Source organism: Candidatus Nitrospira bockiana, from assembly GCF_965152565.1.
The window spans coordinates 3,808,468-3,832,666 of the sequence record NZ_OZ224215.1; the positions used below are offsets into that span (position 1 = coordinate 3,808,468).

At 63.4% G+C, this 24,199-nt stretch carries 26 protein-coding genes; 16 read left to right on the top strand and 10 right to left on the bottom strand.

Annotated features, from left to right (window positions below; all coding sequences use genetic code 11):
• Positions 1-151: 151 nt before the first annotated feature.
• Positions 152-2,689: an ATP-dependent helicase HrpB gene (hrpB, locus tag ACWHYV_RS18625; RefSeq protein ID WP_447977983.1), complete on the bottom strand. Its 2,538-nt coding sequence runs from the start codon at positions 2,687-2,689 to the stop codon at positions 152-154.
• Between the two features lie 137 nt (positions 2,690-2,826).
• Here hrpB and ACWHYV_RS18630 point away from each other — a divergent pair, with 137 nt between their 5' ends.
• A complete protein-coding gene (locus tag ACWHYV_RS18630) occupies positions 2,827-3,399 on the top strand; it encodes a hypothetical protein (RefSeq protein WP_447977984.1) in 573 nt (190 codons plus the stop codon).
• A 499-nt stretch (positions 3,400-3,898) separates the two neighbouring features.
• Here ACWHYV_RS18630 and ACWHYV_RS18635 read toward each other — a convergent pair whose 3' ends face one another.
• Positions 3,899-4,591 (bottom strand): tetratricopeptide repeat protein, encoded by a 693-nt coding sequence (locus ACWHYV_RS18635; RefSeq protein WP_447977985.1) that lies wholly within the window; start codon positions 4,589-4,591, stop codon positions 3,899-3,901.
• Positions 4,592-5,110: 519 nt separating this feature from the next.
• Here ACWHYV_RS18635 and ACWHYV_RS18640 point away from each other — a divergent pair.
• The 5 genes from ACWHYV_RS18640 (at position 5,111) to ACWHYV_RS18660 (ending at position 6,919) form a co-directional block, all read left to right on the top strand.
• Positions 5,111-5,272: a BrnA antitoxin family protein gene (locus tag ACWHYV_RS18640; protein ID WP_447977986.1), complete on the top strand. Its 162-nt coding sequence runs from the start codon at positions 5,111-5,113 to the stop codon at positions 5,270-5,272.
• Positions 5,273-5,386: 114 nt separating this feature from the next.
• Positions 5,387-5,686, top strand: coding sequence for a DUF433 domain-containing protein (locus tag ACWHYV_RS18645; RefSeq protein ID WP_447977987.1), 300 nt, complete (start codon positions 5,387-5,389; stop codon positions 5,684-5,686).
• 391 nt (positions 5,687-6,077) lie between these two features.
• Positions 6,078-6,356: a DUF433 domain-containing protein gene (locus ACWHYV_RS18650; RefSeq protein ID WP_447977988.1), complete on the top strand. Its 279-nt coding sequence runs from the start codon at positions 6,078-6,080 to the stop codon at positions 6,354-6,356.
• 20 nt (positions 6,357-6,376) lie between these two features.
• Positions 6,377-6,706, top strand: coding sequence for a DUF5615 family PIN-like protein (locus ACWHYV_RS18655; protein WP_447977989.1), 330 nt, complete (start codon positions 6,377-6,379; stop codon positions 6,704-6,706).
• A 39-nt stretch (positions 6,707-6,745) separates the two neighbouring features.
• Positions 6,746-6,919 carry a hypothetical protein gene (locus ACWHYV_RS18660; protein WP_447977990.1) on the top strand — a complete coding sequence of 58 codons (174 nt, stop codon included), beginning with the start codon at positions 6,746-6,748 and terminating at the stop codon, positions 6,917-6,919.
• A gap of 307 nt (positions 6,920-7,226) precedes the next feature.
• On the opposite strand, the gene ACWHYV_RS18665 is transcribed toward ACWHYV_RS18660, so the two are convergent.
• From ACWHYV_RS18665 to ACWHYV_RS18675, 3 genes are all read right to left on the bottom strand, one after another.
• Positions 7,227-7,325 (bottom strand): sunset domain-containing protein, encoded by a 99-nt coding sequence (locus tag ACWHYV_RS18665; protein WP_447980756.1) that lies wholly within the window; start codon positions 7,323-7,325, stop codon positions 7,227-7,229.
• A 213-nt stretch (positions 7,326-7,538) separates the two neighbouring features.
• Positions 7,539-7,874, bottom strand: a complete 336-nt coding sequence (locus tag ACWHYV_RS18670) for a PilZ domain-containing protein (protein ID WP_447977991.1) — start codon at positions 7,872-7,874, stop codon at positions 7,539-7,541.
• A gap of 111 nt (positions 7,875-7,985) precedes the next feature.
• Complete coding sequence (locus tag ACWHYV_RS18675) at positions 7,986-8,447, bottom strand: hypothetical protein (protein WP_447977992.1); 462 nt, start codon at positions 8,445-8,447, stop codon at positions 7,986-7,988.
• Positions 8,448-8,912: 465 nt separating this feature from the next.
• Here ACWHYV_RS18675 and ACWHYV_RS18680 point away from each other — a divergent pair, with 465 nt between their 5' ends.
• Complete coding sequence (locus ACWHYV_RS18680) at positions 8,913-10,193, top strand: tetratricopeptide repeat protein (RefSeq protein WP_447977993.1); 1,281 nt, start codon at positions 8,913-8,915, stop codon at positions 10,191-10,193.
• Between the two features lie 109 nt (positions 10,194-10,302).
• On the opposite strand, the gene ACWHYV_RS18685 is transcribed toward ACWHYV_RS18680, so the two are convergent.
• Complete coding sequence (locus tag ACWHYV_RS18685; protein ID WP_447977994.1) at positions 10,303-10,725, bottom strand: CBS domain-containing protein; 423 nt, start codon at positions 10,723-10,725, stop codon at positions 10,303-10,305.
• A gap of 134 nt (positions 10,726-10,859) precedes the next feature.
• On the bottom strand, positions 10,860-11,195 hold the full coding sequence (locus tag ACWHYV_RS18690) for a DUF2173 family protein (RefSeq protein WP_447977995.1): 336 nt from the start codon (positions 11,193-11,195) through the stop codon (positions 10,860-10,862).
• A gap of 227 nt (positions 11,196-11,422) precedes the next feature.
• Between ACWHYV_RS18690 and ACWHYV_RS18695 the strand changes: the two genes are divergently transcribed.
• Positions 11,423-14,509: an aminotransferase class III-fold pyridoxal phosphate-dependent enzyme gene (locus ACWHYV_RS18695; RefSeq protein ID WP_447977996.1), complete on the top strand. Its 3,087-nt coding sequence runs from the start codon at positions 11,423-11,425 to the stop codon at positions 14,507-14,509.
• Between the two features lie 36 nt (positions 14,510-14,545).
• Here ACWHYV_RS18695 and ACWHYV_RS18700 read toward each other — a convergent pair whose 3' ends face one another.
• Positions 14,546-14,842 carry a GYD domain-containing protein gene (locus ACWHYV_RS18700; protein ID WP_447977997.1) on the bottom strand — a complete coding sequence of 99 codons (297 nt, stop codon included), beginning with the start codon at positions 14,840-14,842 and terminating at the stop codon, positions 14,546-14,548.
• A gap of 211 nt (positions 14,843-15,053) precedes the next feature.
• Positions 15,054-17,762, bottom strand: coding sequence for a preprotein translocase subunit SecA (gene secA / locus ACWHYV_RS18705; RefSeq protein WP_447977998.1), 2,709 nt, complete (start codon positions 17,760-17,762; stop codon positions 15,054-15,056).
• 158 nt (positions 17,763-17,920) lie between these two features.
• Here secA and ACWHYV_RS18710 point away from each other — a divergent pair, with 158 nt between their 5' ends.
• From ACWHYV_RS18710 to ACWHYV_RS18735, 6 genes are all read left to right on the top strand, one after another.
• Positions 17,921-18,226 carry a hypothetical protein gene (locus tag ACWHYV_RS18710; RefSeq protein WP_447977999.1) on the top strand — a complete coding sequence of 102 codons (306 nt, stop codon included), beginning with the start codon at positions 17,921-17,923 and terminating at the stop codon, positions 18,224-18,226.
• A 156-nt stretch (positions 18,227-18,382) separates the two neighbouring features.
• Complete coding sequence (locus ACWHYV_RS18715; protein ID WP_447978000.1) at positions 18,383-18,844, top strand: peroxiredoxin family protein; 462 nt, start codon at positions 18,383-18,385, stop codon at positions 18,842-18,844.
• A gap of 6 nt (positions 18,845-18,850) precedes the next feature.
• Positions 18,851-19,147, top strand: a complete 297-nt coding sequence (locus tag ACWHYV_RS18720) for a hypothetical protein (protein ID WP_447978001.1) — start codon at positions 18,851-18,853, stop codon at positions 19,145-19,147.
• 98 nt (positions 19,148-19,245) lie between these two features.
• Entirely contained in the window at positions 19,246-20,289 is a 1,044-nt protein-coding gene (locus ACWHYV_RS18725; protein ID WP_447978002.1) for a hypothetical protein, read from the top strand.
• Between the two features lie 232 nt (positions 20,290-20,521).
• A complete protein-coding gene (locus ACWHYV_RS18730; RefSeq protein ID WP_447978003.1) occupies positions 20,522-21,610 on the top strand; it encodes a tetratricopeptide repeat protein in 1,089 nt (362 codons plus the stop codon).
• Between the two features lie 212 nt (positions 21,611-21,822).
• The gene (locus ACWHYV_RS18735) at positions 21,823-22,191 is read left to right on the top strand and encodes a four helix bundle protein (protein ID WP_447978004.1); all 369 of its coding nucleotides are present in this window, start codon (positions 21,823-21,825) and stop codon (positions 22,189-22,191) included.
• Between the two features lie 265 nt (positions 22,192-22,456).
• On the opposite strand, the gene ACWHYV_RS18740 is transcribed toward ACWHYV_RS18735, so the two are convergent.
• Positions 22,457-23,029, bottom strand: coding sequence for a Slp family lipoprotein (locus ACWHYV_RS18740; RefSeq protein ID WP_447978005.1), 573 nt, complete (start codon positions 23,027-23,029; stop codon positions 22,457-22,459).
• Positions 23,030-23,087: 58 nt separating this feature from the next.
• Between ACWHYV_RS18740 and ACWHYV_RS18745 the strand changes: the two genes are divergently transcribed.
• Together ACWHYV_RS18745 and ACWHYV_RS18750 are read left to right on the top strand one after the other, a co-directional pair.
• Positions 23,088-23,747: a DsbA family protein gene (locus ACWHYV_RS18745; RefSeq protein WP_447978006.1), complete on the top strand. Its 660-nt coding sequence runs from the start codon at positions 23,088-23,090 to the stop codon at positions 23,745-23,747.
• A gap of 59 nt (positions 23,748-23,806) precedes the next feature.
• On the top strand, positions 23,807-24,172 hold the full coding sequence (locus ACWHYV_RS18750) for a hypothetical protein (protein WP_447978007.1): 366 nt from the start codon (positions 23,807-23,809) through the stop codon (positions 24,170-24,172).
• The last annotated feature ends 27 nt before the right edge of the window (positions 24,173-24,199 follow it).

The following is a 24,199-nucleotide window of genomic DNA, read 5'->3' on the forward strand; positions in this document are numbered from 1 at the left end:
GAAACCTACATTAGCGTTCCGGACGAGACCAAGTCAAGACAGCGGGTTGGCGAAAGACGAGGAAAAAGCGAGACTTAGAGGAGAGTACCGAACGCCGAGGCCGACCGCTGGACCGGGAGGACGGACGATCGGAGGACCGCTCCGGTATTGATCATGAGCGTCGGCTCTTGGCCTTCCTCGTCGGGTTCGCCTCCAGGGGATCCTCGGGCCAATGGTGCTTGGGGTAGCGGCCGCGCAGGTCCTTGCGAACGTCATGGTAAGCCTTGGCCCAGAAGCTCGTGAGGTCTTGAGTGACTTGTACCGGGCGGCCCGCGGGGGAGAGCAAATGGATCATCACCGGGACCTTCCCGTTGGCGACCCTCGGCGTGTCGGTGCAGCCGAACATCTCCTGGAGACGAACCGACAGAACCGGCTGCTCCTGCCCCTCGTACTCCAGGCGGCGGCGTGACCCGCTCGGGACGGTCACATGGCTCGGCGCCAGGCGATCGAGCGCCTGTTGTTGCTCCCATGTGAGCAACGCGTGGAGGGGCGCCGACAGGTCGAGTCGCTGGACTTGATCGAGACGCGTCACCCCTGTGAGGAACGGCGCCAGCCATTGATCCAGACCACTGAGCAGGGTCGCATCAGAGACATCCGGCCACGTCGTTCCGGGCCCTTCCATGCGCCGGAGGAATTCGACGCGCGCCTGCCATTGACGCAATTCTCTCGTCCACGGCAGGCTCGCGATCCCTGCTTGGCGGATGCCGTCCAGCAGCGCGGCCGTCACCTCCGCCGGATCCGGCCGGGCAAGCGGCTGGTCCCGCAGGATGAGCGCCCCCAATCGCTCCTGCCTTCTGGTCAGGACCATCTTGGTCTCGCGATCCCACGCGACGAATTCTTCGGTCCGGATGTGATCCGCAAAGAACTCTTCGAGGTCTTGCTGATCGACCGGCGCGGCGAGATCGATCCGCGCCCATTCCGGGCTGTCCTCGAGCTCTGCGACGACCAAGAACGGCTCATCGGAAAGCGCGTGATGCCCCTGCAATCGCGCGCCCCTCCCGTTCGCCAGCCGATAGCGCCCATCGCCGCCCGGCTGCCGTTGCGCGATCCGGTCGGGGTAGGCAAAGGCCAGCACGAGGCCGAGCCGATCGAGACCGATCGGCCGGTGCTCGGATTGCGTCGCTCGACCTTGGATCGGCGCGACGCGCTCGACCAGCCTCCGCACGTGCCGGGCCGCTTGCTCCGCTCGTCGGAGTGCCACCCGGTCGAGGGTCAGCTCCGCCTCGGCGCTCGCCTTGCGCCGTAGGGTCTCCATCCTGAGACGAAAATCTGGGTTGGGCCGACCGGTCTCGCTCCGCAGCACATCACGCTCTTCCAGTAAGGCGGCGACCTCGCAGGCCGTCTCTCCTGCTCCCAGTTCCACTGCACGGAGAACCATGTGGGCGAGGCGGGGGTGTAAGGGGAGCTCGGCCATCTGCTCGCCGTGCCGCGTGACCTTGCCTTGCCGATCGACGGCGCCGAGGCGGGTGAGCAGGTCCATGGCCTGGGCGACCGCGCCGGGTGGTGGGGTGTCCAGCCACCGCAACTCCCCCGGATCCCGCACTCCCCAAACGGCGAGATCGAGCATGAGGGGCGCCAGGTCCGCCTCGAGGATCTCCGGCGTCCTGCGTCGCAGCAGGGTCTTCTGCTCCCCGGCGCTCCAGAGCCGATAACAGACCCCGGGCTCCACCCTCCCCGCCCGACCGCATCGCTGCTCGGCCGAGTCCTGAGTCACCCTCATGGTCTCCAGCCGGGTCAAGCCCGATCGTGGATCGAATCGCGGCACGCGTCGCAATCCGGAGTCGATGACGATGCGCACGCCTTCGATGGTCAGGCTGGTCTCCGCGATGGAACTGGCCAGGACGACTTTTCGTTGCCCCGTTGGTGCCGGCATGATCGCGCGGTCCTGCGCCTGCTGCGGCAGATCGCCATGGAGCACCGCCACCACGACATCCGCGGGTAGTCTTGACTCGCGCAACCGCCGTTCCACGCGTCGTATCTCCCCCATACCGGGGAGAAAGACGAGCACGCTGCCGCTCTCTTGAGCGAGCACACGCCGGACCATCTCGGCGACTGCCTGGTCAACGGGAATGGTGAGGGGTTGCTTCAAATAGTGCGTCTCGATCGGAAACTGGCGGCCCTCGCTGGCCACCACGGGTGCGCCGCCGAGCAGATCGGAAGCCGGCCCGACGTCCAAGGTCGCGGACATGACGAGGATCCGGAGATCGGGCCGGAACACCCGCTGCGAGTCGAGCGCCAGCGCGAGAGCCAGATCGGCGTGCAAGGAGCGTTCGTGAAACTCGTCGAAGATGACCAGACCGTAACTCCCGAGCGAGGGATCGTGCTGCAACAGCCGGGTGAGGATGCCTTCGGTGACGACTTCGACCCGGGTGTTCACACCAACCTTGGTGTCGAACCGAGTCCGATAACCGACCGTCTCCCCGACCGTCTCGCCCAAGACCGAGGCCATCCACGACGCCGCCGCGCGTGCCGCCAACCGTCTCGGCTGGAGCATGACGATCCGCCGCCGATCCAGCCAGGGCTCCTCGAGAAGCACGAGCGGCACGACGGTCGTCTTCCCGGCGCCCGGCGGAGCGGTCAGGACCGCGTTTGTCCGATGCAAGACCGCACGGAGCTCGCGAAGGACTGCGTGAATGGAAAGCGCGGGCATGCCGCAGTGTACACAGAGGCCGGCTTCCTGGGATAGGGCCTGGAGCGCCGATCAGCCTCAGCGGAGGCATTGCACCTCGTCGCCGGTGCCGCTAGGCTGTTCTCTCGGCTCCTGCTCCGATGACTTCGGAGGGCTCGATGGCCGTGTCGCCCATATTGATGATCCCGGCGCTGCTGCTCGTGTTGCCGGGAGCGCTCCTTGGCGTGCCGAACGCTCCGACGGCTGCTGAAGGGGCGGGGAACGCGCCGCCCGCGCTGGTTCAGATCATCCGGGCTGCCGACTGGAAGGGAGCGGTCCAGGTCGGAGATGAAGGGTGTAACGCGTCCATGGGAGAGTACAGCTTGTGGGTCTATGCGAGGGCGACGCAGTGCGGCGTCGCGCCCGACCAAGCCGACCGAGTGGTGGTCATCCGTCAGCCGTTGCCGGGCGTCGCACCCATCCGGGCCGCCTTGACCTTGCCCGGCGGCCGCTACGTCGTCTGGGTCTACGGCGCCGGACAACCCGGTCATCCTTGGTTGCGGCTCTGCGCGAAGATCTGCGTATTGGGTGAGCTGCCTGCGACGCCCGGCTGGGTCTCCCTCGGCCCCATCGAGACCCGCGACAACCAACTGCTCCTCCTCCGGTCCTGGCAACAGCCCGAAGGCCATCGGCTGGAAGTGCAAGCGGTCGTGCTTTCGGCCGACGATGCAAAGCCGGACTGGATTCCGTAACAGGATGTTGAAAAAAGCCTCCAGCTTTGTTCTCGCGTCGCTCAGGGCCTCAACGTACCGCCCCCGGGAAGAGAGCTGTCTCGGCAGCTCGGGGTGGGGGTGAGCTCGGGGAAAGAGCTGTCTTGGCAGCTCGGGGGTGGGCGGGTGAACTCGGGGAAAGAGCTGTCTTGGCAGCTCGGGGTGGGCGGGTGAAAAGGAGACGCCTCGGCCAAGACACCGCCGGCTCACCATCCGGGCCGGCGTGACAAACGTGTCGTCACTTATTCGTGACGCCGTGCACTCTGCCAGGCCGCGCCGAAGGGGCGCGTCCGCGTCTTGGCGCGCCTGGGGCGGGTGGGTGCTGCGGCGTGGTCTTTTGAACATCCTGCCGACCATTCTTGGTCTCACACCTGCTCCCCATGTTCCGGATTTCTGGTCCTCAAAATAGTTTTTTAACCGGCTAAGCGTCCGTCAGTCGTGGCGAAGCCGACCCGCGAGACGCCGACGATTTCCGCGCCCGCTATTCCCGGCCAAACAGGGTATCCAGGATCCGTCTGGCGGCCTGAGCCACCTGCTCGGGGCGGCCTCGGAGGGACAAGACGGTCTCCAAGAGATGGTGGGCATCGGCGTTGTCGGGCTTGAGATCGATCGCGTGACGCAACGCCTCGGCAGCGCCGTCCGGATCGCCTTGCGCCATGTGGACCAAGGCAAGATCCGCATACGCCTCGGCGTCGTCGGTCTTCAACGCCGTTGCGCGATGCAAAACCGCGGCGGCCCCCGCCCAGTCTCCGGTCGCCATCAGCGCCCGACCCAACCAATAGGACGTCTGCGCGTCCTCGCCCTGCAGCCGGATGGCCGTGCGGAGCGCTTCGACGGCCTGCGTCCAGTCATGGTGGTCCATGAAGACCACGCCGAGCCCTCGGTAGGCCTCCGCCAGCTCCGGCTTCAGCTGGATGGCGCGCTGATACTCCTCCATCGCGCCGGTCAGGTCCCCCCGGCGGGCTAATTCCTCGCCGAGCCGGAGGTGAGATTCGGCGTCATCACCGCTGAACTCGGGAGAAGCGCGCAGCGTGGCACGTATCCGAGCGAGCTCGGCTTCGAGGCCGGCCTCCGTCGGTCCTTCGCGGGATCGATCTCCAGCAAGCCGCTGCTCGGCAAACCCAACGGGCGTGAGCATAAAGACCGCGAGGAGAAAGCCAGCGATCACTGCCATGCGTGCAGAAATTCGGCTGTTCACGTCCCACGATGCTACGCCGCAGCCGGCAGGCGGGCAAGAGAGAAGGGGTGAAGTCATGAAAGTGGCCCGCTACCTGTGCCTTCCAGAAAGCATGGACCACAGGAAGAGAGCCGATGAGGCAGATCCAGCGATCAAGACCGTATGCCAGCCTGAGATCGGAAGCTCTTTCTTCGCTGGTTAAGCTTGAGGTTGCGGACCATTCAGTATAGACATAACTGTGTTCGAATGGGACGAACGGAAGGCTGCTCTGAATGAAGCGAAGCACGGCATCTCATTTGAAGCCAGTACCGCATTTCTTGGATCCACATGGATTGGACGGCGAAGATATCATGCACTCGTCCCACGAACCCCATCGCTTGAGGTGAGCGAAAGCGGCATCGGGGCGAATTCTTGTCATTGCCTACACAGTAAAGAGGCATGCCAATGAGGAAATCACGAGGCTTATCAGTGCTAGACCGGCGAGCCGGAAAGAAAAGAGGAAATACGAAGCGAAAGATGCGAAGGGTCGGCAGACCGCGCCTGGGAGATCGACCAAGAAAATTGATCGCAATCCGACTCGATCAGCAGGTGCTGGACTGGCTGAAGGCCACTGCCGCCAAACGTCAGCAGCCGTACCAGTCGCTCATTAACGAGATTCTGATGAAGAAGGTCGTATAAGCATGATTCCTTTGTGCCATAGTGAAACAGTGATAGATTTCTACGAAGGAAAGAGATGTCCTGATGGCATACGATGGCATATAATGCTTTCACTTACTTCCGCGAAGGGTCACCATGGAGAGCATGACAACACCGCATATCGCAATGTCCCCAGAAGTCGCAGGCGGTAAACCTCGGATTGCCGGGCACCGCATTACCGTGCAAAACATTGTCATTTGGCATGAGCGGATAGGTCTGAGCGCTGATGAAATCGCCTCCAATTATGGTTTGTCCTTGGCAGACGTGTATGCCGCCCTGGCCTACTACTACGATCACCGGCAGGAAATTGATGACGCCATCCTTGCCGACGAATCCTATGTCGCCCAACTTCGGGACCGTATCCCGTCTAAGCTGAGCAGAAAGATCGGTGGCTGACCGGCTACCGGATGGAGAGACGGCACACAACGCTTTTTTTGACAGGTCAGTCATACCATGAAGATCAAGTACTTTCAGGACACAGACACGCTCTAGAATTTCTCTGATCTCACGCCTAGCCTTTCCCTCCCTGCCAAGCGCATATGCCGAGCAAACCGTATGACAGGGAGCAGTCGCCAGACGTTCTGAAGGAGTGTCGAGCCAAGCGGCGTGGGAGAAAGCCGGTCCCGTAGTTTCCCTCCTACGGGACTGACTCTTTAGTTGTCACTTCGCCCTTGTCTGCTTCTGCCCACCATGGTGTTGGATGGCAAGACTGATACTATTCTTCTATGCTTCCAGCAAAGACAGTGACCAGATTGCCCCGATGAGAGAAATCCGATAGACTGGTCGCATGTCGGCGACCACTCACCCTTATATCGTCAGTGATCAGGAAGTCTGTGGAGGCAGCCCGCGCCTTGCGGGCACGCGCATCACTGTGCGAACGGTGGTGATTGCGACCTTGCTTCACGGGCTGACACCCGAGGAACTTCTGCAGCACTACCCCCATCTGCCCCTCGCGGCGATCTACGATGCGCTCTCGTATTATTACGATCATCGGGAGGCGATCGACCGTGAGATCGCCGAGCACGAGGCGCTCGACCCCGGCTTCCACGCCAAGACAGCACGGTGAGGCTTTACCTCGACGAATCCGTGTCAGTCGCTCTGGCGACCGTTCTGTGCCAACACGGCTTGGATTGTCTCACCGCTTGCCAAGCGGGAAACTTGGGAGCGACGGACGAATTCCAGCTCTCCTTTGCCGTCCGTGAACGCCGCGCCGTATTCACGCATGACACCCGGGACTTCTTGCGACTGGCTGACGCCTGGAATGCAGCCCGTCGGACTCACGCCGGCATCCTGCTGGCGCACCAACTCCCGCTGCGAGAACTGATTCTCCGCTTCCGCGCCTTTCTGCTCCGCTACCCTACGACCGACTTCTCGAATCAGGTGCTGTGGTTGCCACCACCGCTTGAGAACAAGTAGCGCCTCCCAGCTTGCTGGAGTGGGGATTCACTCACAAGAATGCTCGCTTGGAAGAGCGGTGGCCTCTACTACTCCCACACCCGGCAATTTCGCCACCTCATTCGTCAAGCCATGTTGGCCGGATCGTATGACGGCGAGCAGTTGCTCGACGCTCTGGAGGAGTGTCCAGGCAAGCAGCGCGGGATGAAGCGGGTGACGGAGCTCGTGGGCTAGGAGTTTATCCGAGTAATCGCCATCCTGCCGCGTGCTGCAACAAACGATCCCGGTCACCTCCACCGCTCTGAGCCTGAAAATCCTCACCGTATTCATCCTCCGTCCTGAGATGCTTTGGTCCCATCCTTGGATTCAACAAACAAAAACGTAACGGCGCGGTGGACGACTTGTAATTTGGCAAATGGTTAGCAAGATGGGGCCTGGCATGACTATCGACTTTCACCTGCACGCGAGTCACAAGCCCCTTGTGAACAAGAAAAGGTTCCGGGAATCTTTCCCCAGCCTCCCCCGGAGGGGAAATGCAATCTCACACCTTTGACCTCCTGCATCCATCCCGGATAGCATCTTGTTCCGTCGCATAGCAGCGTTCCGCCCTTGTCTTGCCGTAGTAGCGTTGGCCGGGCATGTGGTAGATGCAGTGCTCCCCGCTATACGTCGTGAAGTTGCCTTTGATCGGATGAGACGGCGGGCAGGTTCCCTTACCTGGCGAACTGACACCCGGACGGTCGGTTTCCCTCGGCTGAGAGAAGGCCAGCGTGAAATCTCCTAGCTGGACGATCCCCACAGTCAGAAGCAAAGGCACGGCCTTGCGGGAGCGTCGCAGCACAGGTCCAGCCGATCACGACGCTTTTCGGGCGCGGTTCTCAGCCGCACGGTCGAGCGCGCCGATGAAGTGCCGCAGTCGCTCCTTGTCCTTGAGCGGCAGGCGTAGGAATTCGCACCCGAACGTCATGCCGTTCGTCCACCGGACCGACGCGTCAGCTTTGAGCGGCGCCTCCTGGTCGGGGAGCTGAATGTGGAGGACCAGGGCGGCGCCGCCTTGAACTCGGTCCTCGCTGGTCACGCTGCAGCCGCCTTGGGAGAGCTCGGACACAAGCCCCGAACCGATTGTCTGATTGCCTGAAAAGCTGATGGGAAGCTGAATGGCGAAACGTGGGGACCGCCGCTGTTCCATGGAAGGCCTCCCCTTTTCAAGGAGCGGTAAGAACAGAATACAGGATCACACTCGCGGTCAAGGGAGCATCCGGGACGCCGGGGTGGATATCATCTGCCGGTCGCCTGCGCCTCATGCCGCCTGCCGAGCGGCGGCGGTGACGTCGGGCAGCGGCTCCTGGTAGAGCCAAGCGCCTACTTCGGTGGCGATGAGGATTTCAACCAACCCGATCAGCGTGGCGATCGTCACCAATCGCGTGGGGAACAAGCCCATCGGCATCCACGTAAGCGCCGGCAAGCAGTAGCCGAGCAACCACACCGCGACACCGGCATAGAGCGCGGTCAGGGGTCCAGCCCCATACCGGGGACGAATGGACGCATACGTCCACATGGCCAGGACCCCGTAGCCGAGTCCGAGGACGATGTAAAAGATGCTGCCGGCCGGCGTCTCTTGAACGGGCTTACCGAGCGCTTGCATGGCCTGGCGCCAATCCGACCCGAGCATCACCCCGTTCACCAGCCACTGGACCACATCGATGATCAGTCCCGCGACGAGACCGCCGAGGAGCAGGCGATTCCACTCGATCTGTTTCATGGCGACCCCCTTGGTGAGATTGCAGAGCTGCCATCGCACGGTCTACCGATCGAACGTCAAGGTACGGTCCTAGACTCCGGATACAGCATCGTAGCTCCGTTCGGAGCCTTGATCAAATCGAAAATCGCTTCCGCGCGCGGCGTTGACGGCCGCCGGTCCAGGCAGCGTGATACCTGGTATTTCCTTCCCCGACGGTCCACGAACCGGCGATTCCCTCTTGGATTTCCCGCCGCTAGTCAGTACAATCAGACTGCTCTTTGTTCGTAACAAGGGAGGACGTTCATGGTCGCTCCCTGTGGGTTCTCCTCCCCTACGTTTTTCACCCGCTTCTTGCGGTTGCGCGTTCCCCTGAGCCGCCCTCCTGAGCCTCGAGAGTGCTCCGCACTGGCAGACCCACGACCGCGGCTGCGGCAGCGGCCCTTTTACTGTCCGGCGACCGCCCTTATCGCAGGATCGATCGCCTTGATGGCCTGGACTCCGACGCCGACCGGGGCCGCCAGTTTCTTCCCGAATCTCTCGGACGTGCACCTCGAGGCCGGGAAGGGCTTGCTGAATCGCGGAGAGGTGGTCGAAGCCATCGGGGAGTTCCGGGCTGCGATTCGGCTCTTTCCGGACAACGCCGAAGCCCATTACAACCTGGGGTATGCCCTCGGCCGGCTGGGCGACGTGGACGGGGCGATCGCCGCCTATCTGGGGGCGGTTCATTTGAAGCCCAACGATCCCGCCTACGCGGACGTCTATACCAACCTGGCCTATGCGCTCTCCCAGAAGGGAGACATGGAGGGCGCGATCGCGGCGTGGAAAGAAGTGATCCGGCTGCACCCGGAGGATTCCGAGGCCGGCATCAACCTGGAGCTTGCACTGAAGAGGCGCGGCGATCTGGACCGGCTCGTCGCTGCCTGGCGCGAGGCCATCCGCCTCCAGCCCGGCGACCCGCTTGCCTACGCCGGCCTGGCCAGCACACTGGCCCAGAAGAGAGACCTCGACGGAGAGATTGCTGCGTGGCGCGAAGCCATTCGGCTCCAACCCGATGATCCTCGTGCTCACCTGAGCTTGGGCGTCGCCCTTGGCCAAAAGGGAGACCTCGACGGCGAAATCGCCGAATACCGGGAGGCCCTTCGCCTGAAGCCCGACGATCCGGATTTGGTGGATGCGTCGTTCAATCTCGCGTATGCGCTGGCGCAGAAGGGCGAGATGGAGGACGCGATTGCGATGTGGCGGAAGGCGATCCGTCTCAACCCAGCGGCCGGTTCCGAACACAAACGACTGGGACTGGCCCGGATTGAGCAAGGAACCGTGGAACGAACGATCAGGACCTGGCGGAACAAAGTGCGCCAGAACCCGGACGATGCCACGGCCTACTTCAGATTAGGGATTGCACTCGGTCAAAACGGTGACGTGGCCGAAGAAATGGCGGCCTACCGGGAGGCGATCGCCCGTCGGCCGAACGATCCGAGTTTTGTCGGCCCCTACTATCAGCTCGGGCAGATCTTGACCCAGCAAGGGGACTTTCAAGGCGCGATCGACGTCTATCGAACGCTCGCGCGACTCAAGCCCGATGACCCGCACGTCAAGCGCCGGTTGGGGGATGCGCATCGGCTTCTGGGCTTGATGCTCCTGGAGAGAGGCGACCGCCACCGCGCGATCGAGCAATTGGGCATGACCTTGCGACTGGATCCGACCAACGAAGAAGCCAAGCGCGCCTTGTCCGCGGCACTCCTGATCGAGCAGGTGCAGCGGCGATAGCCCCACGACCCGCCTCGCGTCCGGCCCAGCGCTCCCACCGTCACACGCTTTTCGAACACACTCGGTGCTTGCCGTTACGCCCGGGCAGCTCGGAGCTCTTCCGACGCCCTTACGAAGCGATGTAGCGTTCGAGGTGTCCGATCAACTCCTCCTTCTCGTCGAGCAACAGGGCGACCATGTCGCGGAGCGAGACGATCCCGAAGAACTCCGCTCCGTCGAAGACCAACAGATGACGGCAGCGATGCTCTTTCATCAGGTTCAAGCAGTGTCCCGGGGAATCCTGCGGCCTGACCCTGACGGGGTCTGTCGTCATGACGTCTTTGATCGGGGTCTTCGCGGGGTCTTTCCCTTTTCCGACCACCCGCATCATCAACTCCCGCTCGGTAAAGATCCCGGTGACCCGGGCGGCGCTCGTCACGACCACCGACCCGATGAATTCGTCGGTCATCAAGACGGCGGCCTCCAGCACGGAGCGGTTCTCGTCGATGGTCACCACCCTGCGGACGAGCTTCTCACCGATGGTCCGACTCATGCTCCCTCCGTCTGGCCCTCGCGCTGCGTTTCAGTGGGCGGACCCATCGAGCGGTGCGCAGGCGCATGGGGCCAATCAGCGCGTCTGCCCTGATGATCCGGTCCGCTCGGGAGCGCATCACGGCCGGCCGTCGTTCACGCCTCGGCCAGCACTTTGAACAGTTGGTTGAAATCCGCCTTGCTGATCTCCACGAAGACGCCCTTGGTGCCTCCCACGCAGACCGCCATCTCACCACCGCCATACGCCCAAAACTTCGGGGGCAGCCAGCTCATGTTCGTGTACATGTGGGAATACGCCTTGGCCAGCGTATTGAACATAATGCTGACGGTGCCGCAAAACTGCGCCGTCATTCCCGCCTGGTCCTTCGGCATTCCCACTGACGATCGGTAGTCCACCAGGTCTCCGGACGCCGTAAACTCTCCCGCCGCCACCACTCCTCGGATTTTCATCAATTCGTCGAGGGTCACCATGGCCGCCTCCTTTCCTGATCCTTCGGTTGGACCTCGGTTCCATTGGACCCATCGCTCCACGCTGGAGACCCGCCTATCTTACTCTCGTCGACGGCGGCCTTTCATCTCAGACGACCTCGGGCGGTCGCTCCTGCTGGCCCTCCGACTCATACTGCTCTTGCCGCGTCTTGGATTCGCGGCTGAAATCGGTGTAGAGTCTCACGACGTTCCTCATCCCGGGCCCGACCATGACGCGTTCTGCCGACCCCCTGATCCCATCAGTTCCCGTCTTCTCGGTAGACGACGCGCACACGTTCGCTCGCGATCTGTTTGGCGTGAGCGCCGTCGCCCGGCCGTTACCCAGCGAGCGCGATCAGAACTTCCTGCTCGAAACCAAGGCCGGGCCGGAATTCGTGCTCAAGATCGCGAATGGAGCCGAGTTGCGCGAGGTCCTGGAGGCGCAGAACGCAGCGCTCGCGCACCTCGCCGTGACCGCGCCGGCACTCGCCTGCCCGCGACCGTGTCCCAGCCTGTCCGGGCAGACGATCCTGAGCGTTCGAGGAGCACACGGGGCGACACACTTCGTTCGATTGCTGAGCTATGTCCCCGGACACCTGCTGGTGGAGACGGCGCCGCATCCTCCGGAGCTGCTTCAGAGCCTCGGGAGCTTCTTCGGCCGGCTCGATCAGGCCCTGAGCTCCTTTGCTCATCCCGCTCTCAGGCGCGACCTCCTGTGGGACCTGGCACGCGCCGCGGCGACGGTGGCCGAGCATCTCGCGTCGATTCCGGATCCCTCCCGGCGCACACTGATCCAACGGTTCTTGGACCGGTTCCGGGAGCAGGTCGTGCCGGCGCTCCCGACATTGCGCACCAGCGTGATTCACAATGACGGCAACGACTACAACGTGCTCGTGACCGGGATCGAAGGCGGCGGCCGCGTCACGGGCGTGGTGGACTTCGGGGATTTGATCGAATCGTGCACCGTGTTCGAGCCGGCGATCTGCGCCGCCTACGCGATCCTCGGCAAGACGGACCCGGTGTTCTCGGCCGCGCAAGTGATCGCGGGGTATCATGCCGCCTCTCCGCTCCTCGAAGACGAGCTGGCGTGGCTCTACGATCTGATCGCCCTGCGGCTCTGCACCAGCGTCACGCTGTCGGCGTTCCGCAAGGACCGCGTTCCGGACAACCGCTACCTCACGGTGTCCGAAGCACCGGCGTGGGCCGCGCTGGACCGACTCGCCGGAGTCAGCCCCCGGTTCTTCCATTACGCCATGCGCGATGCCTGTGGGTGGCCGGCCTGTCCGCAAACCGCCGCCGTCATTCAGTGGCTCGAGGCGAATGCCGAACAGGTCGAGCCGGTCATCGGCCCGGATCTCCGCAAAGGCGACCATACGGTCATCGACTTGAGCGCGGGCGGCGCCGATTTCGCCGAGATCGGCGATCTCACCGACATTCGCCGGTGGACCGACGCCATCTTCGAGCGGATGCACGCGGCAGGGACGCAGGTCGGCGTGGGCCGCTACGGTGAGGCCCGGCGAAGCTACACGGCGGCCGCCTACCGGCCGGCGGGGACCGAGGTGGACGGGTGGCGGACGGTGCATCTGGGCATCGATCTTTTCCTGGCCCCGGGCGCGCCGGTGTATGCGCCGCTCGAGGGCACCGTTCACAGCCTCGCCGACAATGCCGAGCCCCAAGACTACGGTCCGACGGTCATCTTGCGGCATGATCTATCGGGGGCCGGCGAGTGCTTTACGCTCTACGGTCACCTGAGCCCAGAGTCCCTCGAGCGTCTGTCTCCGGGTCAGTCGATCGCGAAGGGTGCCAAGATCGGCACGATCGGTCACCCGCCGGGGAACGGCGACTGGCCGCCGCACGTCCACTTTCAACTGATTACCGATCTGCTGGATCAGACGGGCAATTTCCCGGGGGTCTGCGCGCCGCGTGACCGGCGATTGTGGCAAAGCCTGTGCCCCGATCCCAATCTCATCCTGCACATCCCGGGGCTCCCTTCACCCCACGGGGGCCGGAGCCCTGAAGCGATCGTCAGCGCGCGGCGCCGGCACCTCGGCGCCAACGTGAGCGTGAGCTACGCGCGCCCGCTCAAGATCGTGCGGGGATGGAAACAGTATCTCTACGATCACCTCGGCCGTGAATACCTCGATGGGACGAACAACGTGGCGCACGTCGGCCACGGCCACCCTGCGGTGGTGCGGGCGGCCGCACGCCAGATGGCGCTGCTGAACACGAACACGCGTTACCTGCACGACCTGCTCGTCGACTATGCCGAGCGACTCTCCGCCACGCTGCCGGACCCGTTGCGCGTCTGCTACTTCGTCTGCTCCGGGAGCGAGGCCAACGAGCTGGCCTTGCGGTTGGCTCGTGCGCACACGCGGGCGACCGATGTGCTCGTGGTGGAAGGCGCCTACCACGGCCAGACGACCTCGTTGATCGAGATCAGCCCGTACAAGTTCGCCGGTCCCGGCGGGGCCGGGGCCCCGGCCCATGTGCACACGGTGCCGATGCCGGACGTCTATCGAGGGCCGTACAAGGGGCCGGAGGCCGGCCGGCGGTACGCGGCGCATGTGCGGGCCGCGGTCGAGCGGGTCAAGCGAGGGAACCGCCGCGTGGCCGCCTTCTTTTGTGAATCCTTGCTGAGCTGTGCGGGCCAGATCGTGCTCCCGCCCGGTTATCTCGAGGAAGCCTATCAGCACGTCCGGAAGGCCGGAGGCGTCTGCGTCGCCGATGAGATCCAGGTCGGCTTCGGACGAGTCGGCTCGCGGTTCTGGGGCTTCGAGCTCCAAGGGGTGGTGCCGGACATCGTGACGATGGGAAAACCGATGGGCAACGGTCATCCCCTCGGCGCGGTCGTGACGACCCCGGAGATCGCCGCCTCGTTCGCGAACGGCATGGAATACTTCAATACGTTCGGCGGTAATCCGGTGTCCTGTGCGGTCGGACTCGCCGTCTTGGATGTACTTGAGAACGAAGGGTTACAGGAGCAGGCTCGAACGGTCGGGCGGTACCTGAAGGACGAGCTCACGGGGTTGATGGCGAAGCACGCCCTGATCGGCGACGTCCGCGGCGAAGGGCTCTTCCTGGGTCTCGAATTCGTCCGCCACCGAGACACGCAGGAGCCGGCCGGTCTCGAAGCGGCCTACATCGCCGAGCGGCTCAGGGATCTCGGTGTGCTGACCGGGATCGATGGCCCGCTCCGTAACGTCCTCAAGATCAAACCGCCCCTGGTCTTCACGACCGCCGACGCCGACCGGCTGGTCTCCTGCCTGGATCGCGTGCTCGGCGAACCGCGCCTCATGCGGCTCCGCACGCCGTCTTAGCCCCGCGTCTCAAGGGTACGGGGCCCTGCCCCGCCGTCACACTTCTTTCGCCAACTGCACGTACCGCTGGTACGGCAGGAGCGTCCACGTTTCCGCGGAGAGCGCGCCGAGCGAGAGGCTGATCATCGCCACCTTGGCCGCCTCTTCCTCGTTCGCCGCCTCGTAGAGATCCAGGAAATCGTGCGGCCCCAGCACCACGTAATGGGACAGCCACTTCACGTCGGGACATTTCACCTTGACCCTGTGCATCCACTGCTTCCCGTGCTCTTCCCGAAATTTCGGATCACGCGCCTCGTCGGGGGCCAGTTTGGTGAGCAACGCAAAGGTCGGCATGGCGTCCTCCTCCCACTTTTGAGCCGGCATCGAACCGGAAGGTCCTCCAGGGCTGACCCTGATGCTACGCCACCCCTCAGCCAATGCCAAGGAGCGATGCTGAACGACGGCTGTGAAGGCAAGGAGAGGTGCGTGCAGAACGAGGGGAGCGTGGAGTCGGCGAGGTCAACGAACCGGCCGGGTGATCAGGCCGCCTCCGACCCGACGGCGCTTACTTTCCGTGGCACTTCTTGTATTTCTTGCCGCTGCCGCAGGGGCAGGGATCGTTGCGGCCGACCTTGTCCTGCTCGCGGTGCACCGGTTTGGCGCTCACCGGCTCGTCCCCGCGGTTGAGCGTGAGGCGGGGAACGGGGGCCACCGGTTCGGGGGCCGGAGGCGGCGCGTCGCCGCGGACGGCCTGGACGTGGAACAAGCGGTCCAGCGCGTCGCCCTTGATGCGGCCCATCATGGCGGCGAACATGTCGAAGCCTTCGCGCTTGTATTCGATCAGCGGGTCTTTCTGGCCGTAGCCGCGCAGCCCGATCCCGTCGCGGAGGTGATCCATGGCGAGCAAGTGCTCTTTCCAGTGATGGTCGATCACCTGGAGCAGGACGATCTTCTCCAGATACCGCAGCAACTCGGTGCCGAGCTCCTGTTCCTTGCGCCGGTAGGCGTTGAGGGTCTGCTCGCGAAGCTCCTCTTTCAGCGCTTCCCGGCCCAACTCCTTGAGATGCGCGGGCCCCATCCCGTCGACGTGGACGAGGTTGACGCCGAACTGCCCGTTGATCGCCTCAGCCAAGCCCTCCACGTCCCATTCTTCCGGATACTGATTCTCCGGACAGTAGACGTCGACCATCGACTCGGTCACCTCGGTGATCATGTCGTGCACCTCCTCGCTGAGATCGTCGCCCGCGAGGATCGCGCGCCGGTGCTGATAGATCACCTCGCGCTGCTTGTTCATGACGTCGTCGTATTCGAGGAGCTGCTTGCGGATGTCGAAGTTGTGCGCCTCGACCTTCTTTTGGGCGTTCTCGATGGCGCGCGTCACCATCCCGTGCTCGATCGGGACGCCTTCTTCCATCCCCAGCTTCAGCATCAGGTTGGAAATGCGCTCCGACGCGAAGATGCGCAGCAGATCGTCTTCCAGCGACAGATAGAAGCGCGAGGACCCCGGATCGCCCTGCCGGCCCGCGCGGCCGCGCAACTGGTTGTCGATGCGGCGGCTCTCGTGCCGTTCGGTGCCGATGATGTGCAGGCCGCCCAAGGCGAGGACCTCCTGCTTGTCGGCGTCGCAGTCGGCCTTGATGTCGTCGAAGATCTTTTTCTTCTGCTCGTCGCTCAGGTTCTCGTCGCGATAGAGCACCTGCTTGAACAGGAAATCGGGGTTGCCGCCGAGCAGGATGTCGGTGCCGCGGCCCGCCATGTTCGTGGCGATCGTGACCGCCCCCTTGCGCCCCGCTTGCGCGATGACCTCAGCTTCCTTCTCGTGGTACTTGGCGTTCAAGACGTTGTGCTTGATGCCGTGCCGCTTCAGGTGGGTGGAGAGCCGCTCCGACTTCTCGATCGAGATGGTGCCGACCAGCACCGGCTGACCGCGTTCGTAGCAGGCCGCGATCTCCTCGCCGATCGCGTTGAACTTTTCCTTCTCCGTCCGGTACACGACGTCCGGGTAGTCCTTCCGGATCATCGGGCGGTTCGGCGGGATGACGTTGACGTCGAGGTTGTAGATCTTCGCGAACTCGCCCGCTTCCGTATCGGCGGTGCCCGTCATGCCGGCGAGCTTCTTGTACATGCGGAAGTAGTTCTGGAACGTGATGGACGCGAGCGTCTGGTTCTCGTTCGCGATCTTCACCCCTTCCTTCGCCTCAACCGCCTGGTGCAGCCCGTCGCTCCACCGCCGTCCGGGCATCAACCGCCCGGTGAACTCATCGACGATGATGACCTCGCCGTCCTTCACGACGTAGTCCACGTCCCGCTTGTAGATGGCGTGCGCTTGGAGCGCCTTGACCACGTGGTGGACCAGGTCGATGTGCTGGAGGTCGTAGAGATTGTCCACCCCGAGGAGCTTTTCGACGCGGGCGTTGCCTTCTTCGGTCAACGCGACGGTCTTCGTCTTCTCCTCGATCGTGAAATCACGCTCCACCTTCAGTTGCGGGATGATCGCGTTGATCCGGTAATAGAGGTCGGTGGACTGCTCGGTCGGCCCGGAGATGATCAGCGGCGTCCGCGCTTCGTCGATGAGGATGCTGTCCACCTCATCCACGATCGCGTAGTTCAGCTCGCGCTGGACGCACTGGCTCAGGCTCGTGACGATCAGGTTGTCGCGGAGGTAATCGAACCCGAACTCGTTGTTGGTTCCGTAGGTGATGTCGGCGCGATAGGCCTCCTGGCGGGTGCAGGGGCGCAGGTGCTGGAGACGCTTGTCGGAGGCTTCGTAATAGGGGTCGTACAGGAACGAGGCGTCGTGCTGGATGATCCCGACCGACATGCCCAACGCGTGATAGAGGGGGCCCATCCACTGGGCGTCGCGCTTGGCCAAATAGTCGTTGACGGTGACGAGGTGCGCGCCCTTGCCCGAGAGCGCGTTCAGGTACATGGGCAGCGTCGCGACCAGCGTCTTCCCTTCACCGGTCTTCATCTCGGCGATCCGGCCCTTGTGCAGGATCATCCCGCCCATCAACTGCACGTCGAAGTGCCGCATGTTGAGGACGCGCTTGGAGACCTCGCGGCAGATCGCAAAGGCTTCGGGGAGGAGGTCGTCGAGCGTCTCGCCGCCTTCATGGCGCTTGCGCAACTCGGCGGACTTCCCCGTCAGCGCCGCATCGGAGAGCGACGCCACGGACGGCTCGAGCGCGTTGACCTGCGCCACGACCGGACGTAACTTGCTGATCTCTCGATCGTTTTTACTGCCGAAGATGAGGTTGAGGAGTTTGCCGATCATGAACAGACTGTCGGAGGCCCGCTCGCGGAACCGGCCGGCCCCCGGGAACCAGGGTCAGTATACCGTAATTCCTATCTGAATCCCATAGAGGAGAGAGCACGATCCCCTCAGGCCCGCCGGCTTGACTTGGGGAATCGCCCCTGACTAGTATCGCGTCCATGCGTCGGTGGACGTTTCAGGGCATCGCCGCGATGCTGGCCATGTGCCTGCTCGTGCTCAGCGGCATCCTCTATCCGCAGACCGTGGCGCATGCGGCGCACCACGCGCACCACCAGACCGCGACGCACGGCACGGTCCTGTGCACCTGGATGTGCGCGGCCGGCCAGAGCGTGGAAACCGCCGACCTCGTGCTTCCCGCACAGCTCACGGTGGTGACCGTGGCCCCGCCGCGCCCTCGACACAGTCCCGACGAATCGTCCCCTGCCACGCCGACGACACGCGGCCCGCCCGGCTCCTCGCTCTGACCCCAGCGCCCCGTGCACGCCGAGGGCATGACGCCGCGGTCGTGCCGCTTCTCGAGCAACCGTCCACGAGCGAGGGAATCGACCATGGTACGCCGAGCCATCTTCTCCACTGCCGTCCTTGTGACTCTTTTGTTGTCATCCGCCTCCGTCTGGAGCATGGGCCAGCGAGTGCCCGTCGTCGGGACGCCGGCCGCCGACTTTCAGCTCCCCGACCTCACCGGGCGACTGCGCAGCCTGAGCGAATTCAAAGGGAAGGTCGTGCTGTTGAACTTCTGGGCGACCTGGTGCAAGCCATGCACGACCGAGATGCCGGCCATGCAGGCGGGCTACGATCAGCTCCAGGACAAGCTTGTGGTGCTCGCGATCAACGAGCTGGAAGACGTCGAAAAGGTTCGCGAGCACATCCGCACGTACGGCCATACCTTTCCAGTCCTGCTCGATCGGGACAATCGCGTGGCGAACCAGTACGGGGTGTTCGGGCTGCCGGTCAGCGTCTTCATCGATCAGCACGGCGTCGTGCAGGAGTACATCAAAGGCGGCCTCTTGACGGAAGAGAAGATCCACCAGGTCGTCAAACGGCTCGACGACCCGTCCTCACGCTCTGCCGCGCTCCGCTGACGGGCCATGTACGCCGTTCGCCGCGTCCTGGCGCCGGCCCTCGCCGCGTGCCTGCTGCTGGTCGGTGCCCTGGTGTATCCGCTGGCGGTGCCCCATGCCGCGCACCATGCACACCACCACGCGGCGACTCACTCGACCGCCCTGTGCGCCTGGCTCTGCGCCGCGGGACAGGCCCTCCATGCCGCCGAGCCGATCCTCTCCGGGCTTCCGGCCCTCGCGCCGCCGCGCGCCGCGGCCGGCGATCGCTCGACTCCGCTCCTCCCTCCCTTCCTGCTTCCGTCCCGAGCCCCTCCGGTCGTGTGACCCGCACCCGGCCCCACGAAGAGAGACGCGGCGGCGGAGCGTACGCTCCGATGTCCGCCGCAAGCGCTTGGCACGACCGACTCAGGAGGAGTGTGCACATGATCGGAGTCCACCGACGGCTTCATCCGTTCTTCTTGGTGCTTCTGTGCTCTGTCGTTCTGTTGATCGGACGGGGTCTGCGCCCGCCGGCCGCTCACGCGGCCTGCGGCGCCGTGACCTGCTTTCTCGTCATCCCCTCCCAGCAAGTGGTCGCCCCGCAGGGGCTCCTCACCATCAACGGCATTTACGCCTACACCCCCATGGTCCGTCAGGACGGGACCTCGGCGATCATCCCGGAAGTCGATGTCTCAAACCGCCGCATCCTCCGCAATCACCACCGGGAGCTCAACACGGTGACGCAAACCTTCACCCTCGACCTCAACTACGGCCTGACCGATCGGTTGGGGCTGCAGTTGACGATTCCCTACCACATCCGCCGGCACGATCACTTCCACGTCCACGGCGGCCGCGATGCGGAGCTGCTCCAATTCCGGGACCGCGGCATCGGCGACATCCGGGTGACCGCGAAGTACAACTGGATGACCAGTCTGCGCAGCATGATCGTCAGCGGCGTGGCCGTGGAGCTGCCGACCGGCGACACGAACGAGGTGGAGAGCAGCGGCGAGATCACCGAGCCGCCGATCCAGCTCGGCCGCGGCCAAGCCGGCCTGATCGGCCACGTGTACCAAACGTACGAGCTGATCCCGCATCGGCTGAATCAATTCGCCTTTGCGAGCTACCGCCATACGTTCCGGAACAACTTCGGCTATCAGTACGGGGACGAATACCTGCTGAACGTCGGGCTCAATCTCGTGACGGTGCCTTGGCTGATCCTCACGAATCAGCTCAATTACCGGTACATGACCCACGACAACTTCAGCGGGCGCTTTTCGGCGACCGACCCCATCACGAACCTCGACGTCCCCAACACGGGCCATACCTTCCTGGCCTATACACCGGGCTTCCTCGTCAGCTTGGGGGAGACGTGGCAGATGTATTTCTACTCACAGATCCCCATCGCGCGTGATGGGAACGGGAACCTCGTCCAAGGCGTGAGCTACACGTTCGGCATCACGAAGTTCATGTCGTTCGGAAGGTCCTGAGATCCGATACGCCCGCGCGGCATGCCCCTCCCGGGGCATGCCGCGCACCTTCGCCACCGGGCCTCGGCTGAGCGCGAGGCGCTCCGGCGGTTTCCCCGTCGGACCGGTGACCCGGGACGACGACGTACCGGCAGACGAGCCAACGGAGTGGCCGGCCGCGCTCCGTTGCTTTCGCCGCCCGCTGGCTTTATAGTCCGGGAGCGTTCTCGTTCAGATTCAAACGGGTCCAGCTATGTGCGATCGTCGGCCGGCGTTCGAGCGCTTCGTCCACATCCTCGCCATCACACTCGTCTTCTCGCCCTTTTTGATCGCGATCGCCCCCGCGCACGACGCCGGGGCCGCTCCTTCGTCCGATGCCGCGTCGCGGGCCTATCAGCAGGGCGCCTCGTCCTTCCGTGACGGCGAGTACGAGAAGGCGCTGGAGTCGCTGAAAAAGGCCATCGCCCTCGATCCGCAATCGGCAGAGGCGCATCACCTGCTCGGCCTCGTCTATTTCGAGGGCCGCAAGCAGGCGGCCGAGGCGGTCGACCTGCTCAAGAAAGCCATTCGCCTGAAACCGACCCATGCCCGGGCCTACTACGATCTCGGCCGCATCTATGACAGTCAGGATAAATCGGCCGACGCGGAGGAGGCCTTCGAGAAGGCGTTGGCGCTGGCGCCCGACCTGAGCGAGGCACAGCTCGCGCTGGCGAAGCTCTACGATCACGACAATCGCGGCGCGAAAGCGGCCGAGGCCTACCTGGCCTTCCTCAAGCTCAAGCCGGGCCATCCGGACGCCCTCTACTCCTTGAGCCGGCTGTACGAGCGCCAGGGCGACGCGCGGCTCGCCCGCCATACCCTGCTGCAGCTCACCCAGCTTCACCCCGACCATGCGGATGCGTGGTATCTGCTCGGGCAACTCGATGAGCGGGAGAATCATGTCTCCCAAGCGATTGCCGCCTACATCGAAGCCATCACCGTGAAACCGGATCTGGTCGACGCCCACTTCAACCTGGGCTTCCTCTATCGGAGCATCGGAAAGCCCGAGGACGCCGCGCGCCAGTTCCGGGAAGTGATCCGCTACAAACCCGAGTACGCGGAGGCCCACATGAATCTCGGCATGGTCTACACCGGCTTGGGCCGGTTCGACGAGGCCGAGAGCGCCTATGAGCAAGCCCTCGCGCTCAAACCAAAGCTCGCCGAAGCCCATTACAACCTCGGCGTCTTCTACGAGCTCCACCGCAAAGACACGATCAAGGCCCTCGTGCACTACCGCAAGTACCTGGAGCTGGGCGGGAAAGACGAGCGAGTCGAGCGGATCGTGAACCAAGGACGAAGGTGAAGAGAATGATGAGTGCTGAATGATGAATGATGAATGGAGGACCAAGACGAGGAGAGAGTGCTGAGTGCTGAATGATGAAGAGCTGAGGTTCCTCGTCTCTCTTCCTCTCTTCATGATCCACAATTCATCACTCATCATTCATCACTCAGCACTCTAGGAAGGAATGAATCGAGGGGCATAAGCAGGACTGGTGGCGGAATAATGGATCGCGAATGAAGAGTCGGGCGACTCTAGCCGACAATGGATTGCAGAGACGGACAAAGGCCTTCGCCTTGCAAATCATCCGGCTCTTCTCGGTCCTGCCGAAGTCGCCCGAAGCTCAGGTACTTGGGAAGCAGATCCTTCGTAGCGGCACATCGGTCGGGGCTTACTATCGAGAGGCGATGAGGGCGCGATCGCGGCTTGAATTCATCAGTAAAATTCAAGGAGGGCTACAAGAGCTTGAAGAGACAATGTATTGGCTGGAACTTTTAGCCGAAGCTGCTCCTTGTTCTGCCCCACATCTACCTGCTCTTCAGCAGGAAGCCGACCAACTCATGGCGATGCTGGTCGCATCCGCCAAAACGGCAAAGCAACACTGACACTCATCGCTTCTTTTCCCCGTATAGGCCCTCTTCGATTGAACCTTCATCGCTCATCACTCTCCTCGCTTGTTCCGCCCTCCCGGATCACTCATCACTCTTCACTCATCCCTATCTTCTTGAGCCTTCATTCATTGCTCGCCAATTCATCATTCATCCCTCTCTCCTCTTCGTCATTCCCCCATTCATCACTCAGCACTCATCATTCATCACGCTCTTCCTGCCCTCCATTCATCGCTCATCATTCATCACTCATCACTTTCAGCTACCACCAATAGGGGTAATACGGGTACGGCCCCCAGGGGCCCCAGCGGCGCCAGCCCCAGTACGGGCCCCAATACGGGCTGTAATAGGGGCCGTAGTAGGGATACGGCCTGGCCAGCCGGCGGTCTTCGTCCCATACGGTGAGGCTCTTCAGGTCGAGCGTGGGGTAGGTGTACTCGGTTTCGTCCAGCGGCTGGACGGTGGAGCCGGTGATTTCACCCGTGATCGTCACCCGCGTGCCGCCCGGCAGTTTGGCCGGATCCAGGAATTCGCGTTGAAAGGCGAGGAAGCGCCCTTCGGACTGCGTGCGGTCCAGGACGGGAGCCTGACGATCGTCAAGCGGAAGCTGGAGGACCTCGACCCGGGTCCCGCTCTTCAAGCGCTTGGCGGACAGCACCTCACCGCCGAGCACGACGGTCCGCCCGAGATATTGCTCCGGGTCCTCTTTGATCTGCGCGAACGTGAGCTGTCGATCGATCTGCCGCTCGAGCTCAGGTGGAACGACCTGACGGGCCGCGCAGGCCGTCGTCACGCCGCACAGCGCGAACAATATCGCTATTCCCGTCCGCGACATAGTATGATTATACCGTTTTGACGCGTACGAAATCCGACAGAACCAAGAGGAGTGAGAGATGAACGTTCGCTCGAGTCGTCGCCTTCCCACCCTCCGCGTCGCCGCCGGTCTCATGGTGCTCCTCGTCGGCGCCCTGTCGTCCATGCCGGCGGTCGCCGCCACCGCTCCCCCGCAGCTCCAAGGCAAGTATACGGTGCTCTCGGAGCCCTCGACCCACACTCCCGGCAAGGTCAAGCTGATCGAGTTTGCCGACTTCTACTGCCCGCACTGTCATAAGTTCGACGAGCAGGCGATCCCGATCATCGAGAAAGAATTCGGGGACCGGGTCGAGGTGACGCTGGTCGGGTTCCCGGTGATCCCCGGGAAATTGCCGACGGCGTTCGACATGTACGAGCAGGCCAAAATAATGGGCAAGGGCCGGGAAATGAAGCGGGTGCTGTTCCGGACGATCCACAAGGACGGCCTCCATATCCTGGACAAGGTGATCCGGGAGTCGCTCATCAAGGAAGTGGGGCTCGACCCGGTCGCCTTCGAAGCCGGCATGGCCAGCGGAAAGCCGGCCCGGGCCGTCGAGGACGGTCGGAAATGGGGGCTTCGGGTGAAGGTGGATCACACGCCGACAGTCATCCTGGACGGGAACATCAAGCTCGAGTCCATCGACCCGGACAACGTCAAAACGGTGATCCGCAGCATCCTCGAGGCGGACGCCAAACGGTAAGCGGTGCTCCGCGGCGGAAATTGACAGGCCGCGAAGCGAGGAGTACGGTAGCAGCCGGTATGATGCCCCTGTCCACACGCCTCCGGACGATCTTGATCGGTACCTGGCTCGTGCTGTTCATCGCCCTCACCTTCAACGCGTACGCCTGCCTCGTTCCGATCTTCTTTCCGATGGCACCGGGGTCGAACTGTGCGGATACTCAGCAAGAGATGCAATGGCAGTTCTGCGACACCTTCAAAACGCTCGGCTTCAATGGTGTATCCACCGACACGCCACGCGCTGACGTGACCCACCTGCAAGCCGCCGAACCCGTCGTGGTCGCGGCTCCGGCATCCCTTGGGGCCCACGTAAGAGTCAACTCTTTTCGAGCGGCTTCCCCTCCCGTCGAAGATCAGCTTCTCAAGACCGCCGTCCTCCGCATCTGATCCTGTCCCGGCACTCGTCACCATACT